The sequence below is a fragment of the Longimicrobium sp. genome, assembly GCF_036554565.1.
Classification (GTDB): Bacteria; Gemmatimonadota; Gemmatimonadetes; order Longimicrobiales; family Longimicrobiaceae; genus Longimicrobium.
The window spans coordinates 1-2,151 of the sequence record NZ_DATBNB010000727.1 but is presented as its reverse complement, the minus strand read 5'-3'; the positions used below and the strand labels follow the sequence as shown (position 1 = coordinate 2,151).

At 70.4% G+C, this 2,151-nt stretch carries 2 protein-coding genes; both read left to right on the top strand.

The features are described 5' to 3' along the window. The first annotated feature begins 331 nt into the window (after positions 1-331). Positions 332-1,654: an ergothioneine biosynthesis protein EgtB gene (egtB, locus tag VIB55_RS20385; RefSeq protein ID WP_331878509.1), complete on the top strand. Its 1,323-nt coding sequence runs from the start codon at positions 332-334 to the stop codon at positions 1,652-1,654. Then, the coding region (locus VIB55_RS20380) for an L-histidine N(alpha)-methyltransferase (RefSeq protein ID WP_331878508.1) at positions 1,647-2,151 on the top strand (505 nt) is incomplete at its 3' end. The genes egtB and VIB55_RS20380, both read left to right, overlap by 8 nt.

Sequence of the window (2,151 nt, the reverse complement as noted above, 5' to 3'; positions counted from 1 at the left end):
GACAGGCTTCGTCGCATGCCGCGGGGCCCCCTCCCCCCGGCCCCCGTCACCCGCTGCGCAGGGGAGGGGGAGACCTTCGACGCGCTTCGGCTGGCTCGATGCACCGAACTGCGCGAGCAGTCCGCGAAGGCGGACTTCGGGCCTTTGTTGCCGCGACTTCAGTCGCCCCAGCGGGGCTGAGGCCCTCCCGCCGGGCGCGGCATCAAATTTTCGTGCGACAAACCTGCGACACGCGCGCACGCCTCCCGTGATCATCCACAAGATCGTGGCGTTCCCCGGCGGGCAGGTCTAGCTTGATCCCGCCACGATGCGACCACCCGTGACCCATTCCATGTCCTCCGACCCGCCCGCTCCCACTCCACGCGAAGTCGCGGCCCTGCTGCAGGACGCCCGCGAGCGCACGCTGCTGCTGGTTTCGCCCGTGCCCGAGGCCGAGCTGATGAACCAGCACGACAAGCTCATGAGCCCGGTCGTGTGGGACATGGGCCACATCGCGCACTTCGAGGAGCTGTGGCTGGTGCGCAACCTGGAGGGGCCGGTGCGGTTCGGCGAGATGCCGGGGATGTTCAACCCGTTCGAGAACCCCCGCTCCGTCCGCGGCCAGCTGGCCCTTCCGCGCCTGGCCGATACGCTGGACCACATGGCCACCGTCCGCCGCACCGTGCTGGACCACGTGCAGGCGGGCGACACCGGCCGCGCCGATCCCGGGCTGCTGGACGGCGGCTACGTCTACCGCATGGTCGCCCAGCACGAGTACCAGCACAACGAGACCATCCTGCAGGCCCTGCAGCTGAGGGGCGACGACACGCGATACCGTGCGCCGCGCGCCATCGCCACGCCCCAGGGCCGGCCGGTGGCGGCCGACGGGGACGGCATGGTCCGCTTCCCCGGCGGCACCGTCGAGATCGGCACGGACGACCGCACGGCGGCGTACGACAACGAGCGGCCGCGGCACGCGGTGGAGCTGGCGCCCTTCCGCATCGGCGCGTGGGCGGTGACCAACGGCGAGTTCACGCGCTTCATCGAAGACGGCGGATACGAAGCACGGTCGCTGTGGTCCGACGCGGGGTGGAAGCACCGCGAGGAAGCCGGACTGGTGGCGCCGCAGTTCTGGGAGCGGCACGACGGCGCGTGGTGGACGCGGTCGATGGACCGCGAGATGCCCGTGGATCCGGACCGCCCCGTGTGCCACGTCTGCTGGTACGAGGCCGAGGCCTACTGCAACTGGGCCGGCAAGCGCCTGCCGACCGAGCACGAGTGGGAGGCGGCCGCGTCGTGGGATCCCGCATCCGCCACCAAGCGCACGTATCCGTGGGGGGACGAGCCGCCGACCCCGTTCGATGCCAACCTGGACCAGCTCTCGTTCGAGCCGGCGCAGACGGGCGCCTACCCGGGCAACCTGTCGCCCATCGGCTGCTACGGGATGATCGGCGACGTGTGGGAGTGGACGGCGAGCGACTTCGCCCCCTGGCCAGGCTACCAGACCTTTCCCTATCCCGAGTACAGCGAGGTGTTCTTCGGCCCCGACTACAAGGTGCTGCGCGGCGGGTCGTGGGCCACCCGGCCGGGCGCCATCCGCAACACCTTCCGCAACTGGGACTACCCCATCCGCCGGCAGATCTTCAGCGGATTCCGGGTGGCGCAGGATGACTGAGCTCGCCCTCCCGCCGTCCCTCGCCGTGGATGCCACCGCCGTGCGCGACGTGGCGGATGGATTGTCGCGCCCGCAAAAGGAGCTGCCGCCTCGGTTCTTCTACGATGAGCATGGCTCGAGGCTTTTCGAGGAGATCACCCGTCTTCCCGAATACTACCTGACGCGCATCGAGCGCACGCTGCTCGCGCGCTGGATGCCCGTGTGGGTGGGCGCGCTGCAGCCCCGGACGCTCGTGGAGCTGGGCGCGGGCAGCGCGGAGAAGACACGCATCGTGCTGGATGCGATCACGGCGGTGGCGGACTCGTCCGTCTACGTGCCGGTGGACGTGAGCGCCGAGTTCCTGGACGAGTCGGCGGGGCGGATCGGCGGCGACTATCCGTCCATCCAGGTCGTGCCGGTGGTGGCGGATTTTACGGACGCCTTCGCCCTGCCGGGTGGATTGCCCGCGCCGGCGCTGCACACGTTCCTGGGCAGCACCATCGGCAACTTCGCGCCGG